The 3612-nt window shown below is 74.6% G+C and carries 5 protein-coding genes; all 5 read left to right on the top strand.

Annotated elements, in window-relative coordinates; all coding sequences use genetic code 11:
* The coding region (locus tag ACWD6N_RS37505) for a class F sortase (RefSeq protein WP_450006719.1) at positions 1 to 493 on the top strand (493 nt) is incomplete at its 5' end.
* 107 nt (positions 494 to 600) lie between these two features.
* On the top strand, positions 601 to 1707 hold the full coding sequence (locus tag ACWD6N_RS37500; RefSeq protein WP_387327880.1) for a magnesium and cobalt transport protein CorA: 1107 nt from the start codon (positions 601 to 603) through the stop codon (positions 1705 to 1707).
* Between the two features lie 38 nt (positions 1708 to 1745).
* Complete coding sequence (locus ACWD6N_RS37495) at positions 1746 to 2513, top strand: SGNH/GDSL hydrolase family protein (protein ID WP_387328040.1); 768 nt, start codon at positions 1746 to 1748, stop codon at positions 2511 to 2513.
* A 47-nt stretch (positions 2514 to 2560) separates the two neighbouring features.
* Positions 2561 to 2980, top strand: coding sequence for a YchJ family protein (locus ACWD6N_RS37490; RefSeq protein ID WP_387327877.1), 420 nt, complete (start codon positions 2561 to 2563; stop codon positions 2978 to 2980).
* Positions 2981 to 3126: 146 nt separating this feature from the next.
* The gene (locus ACWD6N_RS37485; protein ID WP_387327874.1) at positions 3127 to 3513 is read left to right on the top strand and encodes a VOC family protein; all 387 of its coding nucleotides are present in this window, start codon (positions 3127 to 3129) and stop codon (positions 3511 to 3513) included.
* The last annotated feature ends 99 nt before the right edge of the window (positions 3514 to 3612 follow it).

Below are 3612 nucleotides of genomic sequence, written 5' to 3'. Positions count from 1 at the left end.
GCCGACCCGCACCCACGCCGCACCGGACCTGGCGCCGCTGCCCCGCGCCGCGCCCGTCCGGGTGCAGATCCCGGCCATCGGCGTACGCGCCGAGGTCGTCCCCGTCGGCGCGGACGCAGCCGGGGTGCTGGAGGTGCCGCCACTGGACCGGCCGGCCCTCGCCGGCTGGTACCGGCACGGGGTCAGCCCGGGTGAGACCGGCAACGCCGTCCTGGTGGGACACGTCGACTCCCCGGCCGGGCCGGCGGTCTTCTTCGATCTCGGCCGCCTAAGCACCGGCCAGGAGATCCAGATCACCCGCGCCGACGCGCGCGTCACTACGTACACCGTGGACGGTGTGCGGTCGTACCCCAAGGAGCACTTCCCCACCACGCTGGTCTACGGTCCGGCGGACATCGCCGGGCTGCGCCTGATCACCTGCGGCGGCCGGTTCGACACCGGGACCGGCAACTACGTGGACAACATCGTCGTCTTCGCCACCCGCACGGCCTGAGCCCGGCCCGCCCGGCTGTCGGGAGCCGGACCCCGCTCGGCAGAATGCGGTGGCACCATCCCCTGCGGGCATCGTGGAGCGGTGCGCCGGCGACGGGGAGGCACGCGGTGGATCAGCATTCCGTACGGGACCGGGCCGGCCGAGGCGTACGCGCCCTGACCCGTCGGCTCCTCGGTCGGGTCGAGGACCGGTCGCCCGCTCCGCGCCGGTCCAACCCGGACGCCGTGGTCGACTGCGCCGTCTACGTCAACGGCCGGCGCGAGCCCGGCCGCCCGCACTACGCCGACGCGTACGCCCACGCCCGGCGCGGCCGCGACGCCTTCGTCTGGCTGGGGCTGCACGAGCCCGGGCCGGCGGTGCTCGCCGCGGTGGGCCGGACCTTCGGGCTCGACGAGCTGACCGTCGAGCAGGCGCTCGCTGACGGGCACCGGCCCACCGTGCAGCGCCACGGGCCGGTCACCCTGCTGGTGCTGCGCACCGCCGGGTACGTGGAGCACGACGAGCTGACCGACACCTCCGAGGTGATCGACACCGGGGACGTGATGGTGCTGCTGGGGGACCGGTTCGCCCTCACGGTGCGGCACGGGGCCGCCGGGGCGCTGCGCAGCGTCCGTGCCGACATCGAGCGCCGGCCGGCGCTGCTGGCCGCGGGACCGTGGGCGGTGGCGTACGCGGTCTGCGCTCGGATGGTCGACTCCTACCTGGAGGTGGCCGGGCACGTGGAGCGGGACCTGGAACGCGTCGAGGAGTCGGTGTTCGCCCGTGACCGCTCCGCCAACATCCAGCACATCTACCAGCTCAAGCGGGAGGTGGTGGAGTTCAAGCGGGCGGTGCTGCCGTTGCAGGCACCCCTGCGTTCGCTGCTCGACCCGGGCCCGGACGGGCCGCCGCGCGCCCTGCACCGCTGGTTCGTCGACGTGGACGGCCGGTTGGGCCGGGCGGTGGACCGGGTGGCCGCGTACGACGACCTGCTCACCTCGATCGTCCAGTCCCGGCTGGCGCAGCTCGCCGTGGAGCAGAACAACGACATGCGCAAGATCGCCGCGTGGGCGGCCATCGCGGCCACCCAGACCGGCATCGCCGGCGTGTACGGCATGAACTTCGACCACATGCCGGAGCTGGCCTGGCGCTACGGCTACGCGGGCGCGCTCGCCCTGATGGCGGTGGCCGCCCTCGCCCTGTACCGGCTGTTCCGGCGCTCGGGCTGGCTGTGAACTCCCCGTCCACCGCCGTCGGCTAACCTCGCGCGGTGATGTGGCAGCGGTACGTGGCGATCGGCGACAGCACCACCGAGGGGCTCGACGACCCGGACGGCGCTGGCGGCTACCGGGGCTGGGCCGACCGGTTCGCCCTGGCGGTGGCCCGCGCCCAGGGCGGCCTGGAGTACGCGAACCTGGCGATCCGTGGCCGGACCACCGCGCGGATCCGCGCCGAGCAGCTCCAGCCCGCCCTCGATCTGGCCCCCGACCTGGCCACCGTGGTCGCCGGCATGAACGACGTGCTGCGCCCCTCGTTCGACGCCGACAAGGTCGCTGAGGATGTCGCGGCGATGCAGCGGGCGCTGGTCGGGCAGGGTGCCACCGTGCTGACGTTCACGATGCCGGACCCGGCGCCGGTGATGCCGCTGGCCCGGCCGCTGCGGGGTCGGATGCTGGCCCTCAACGAGGCGCTGCGGGCCGCCACCGCGCGGACCGGCGCCACCCTGCTCGACCTGGGCGCCCACCCGGTCTCCTCCGATCCCCGGCTGTGGAGCGACGACCGGCTGCACGCCAACAGCGCCGGGCATGAACGGATCGCCGCCGCGCTGGCGTACACGGCGGGTCTGCCCGGGTTCGACGACTCCTGGACGCGGCCGTTGCCGCCGCCGCCACGGCGTCGGCGGGGCGAGGTGTTCGGCGCGGAGCTGGCGTGGAGCCGACGGCACCTGCTGCCCTGGCTGGCCCGGCACCTGCGCGGCCGGTCCTCGGGCGACGACCGGGTCGCGAAGCGGCCGGTGCCGCTGCCGGTGTCGCTGGACTGACGACGGGCGGTGCCCGGGGCCGGCAGGTGGTGCGGCAGGATGGCGACGTGGGCAAGGGTGCGGGGCGCCGGCGGGCGGACGCGACGACGGGACGGGCCTGCCCGTGCGGCTCCGGTCAGGCGTACGCCGACTGCTGCGCGCCGCTACACCGGGGTGTGGCGCAGGCGCCGACCGCCGAGGCGTTGATGCGCTCCCGGTTCAGCGCCTTCGCCGTCGGCGACAGCGGCTACCTGCTGCGGAGCTGGCACTCCTCGACCCGCCCGGAGCGGCTGGAGCTGGACCCGGGGCAGCGGTGGACCCGGCTGGAGGTCGTCGAGACCGAGCGGGGCGGCCTGCTCGACACCGCCGGCACGGTGACCTTCCACGCCCACCACCGGGCGGCGGGGCGCCCGGGCACGCTGACCGAACGCAGCCGGTTCGTCCGCGAGGACGGCCGGTGGGTCTACCTCGCCGGCGAACAGTCCTGACGACCGCCCGGACGGCCGGTTCGGTCGTAGGATGATGGTGGCCCTGGTTCTGCGCCGCACCTCACCGTACGAGCAGGTCCGCGCGGTGTACGGGGCCCGGTCAGCGACGTGGCGGCGGCTCCGCTGGAGTCGGACGGAGACCACGGATGACCATGACCTTCATCAATCTGCCGGTGCGTGACCTGACCACCGCCGCCGAGTTCTATCGGTCGCTCGGCTTCACCAGCGAGCAGGCCGAGCTGGATGGGGACAGCCAGGCGTTCACCATCTCCGACGGCACCCGGCTGATGCTGCACCTCCGCTCGGCCTTCGAGGAGTACACGGGGCTCACCGTGACGGACACGGAGAGCAGCCGTGAGGTCATCGTGGGGGTGACGACCGAGAGTCGGGAGCAGGTCGACGAGCTGGTCGACCGGGCGGCGGTGGCAGGCGGGGAGTCGCTCGGGCCGGGGACCACCAATGGCGGGCGGTACATGCGCGGCTTTCGGGACCTCGACGGCCACCAGTGGTCGTTCCTGCACATGCAGGGTTGAACCCGGGTCCGACGGCGATCGGCGCGACCGCCGCCGGGCTCGTGCCGCACGTCGCCCCGGTCACTCCGGGCCGGGTGCGCCGACCGCCGCGACGCCGCC

The organism is Micromonospora sp. NPDC005163 (assembly GCF_053599835.1).
Note: the sequence above shows the minus strand (reverse complement) of the source record. Positions and strands in the feature narration are given on the sequence as shown.

Coding starts and splice junctions, on each gene's coding strand:
- ACWD6N_RS37485 (WP_387327874.1), top strand. CDS start 3,127: ATGACCATGACCTTCATCAATCTGCCGGTGCGTGACCTGACCACCGCC.
- ACWD6N_RS37495 (WP_387328040.1), top strand. CDS start 1,746: ATGTGGCAGCGGTACGTGGCGATCGGCGACAGCACCACCGAGGGGCTC.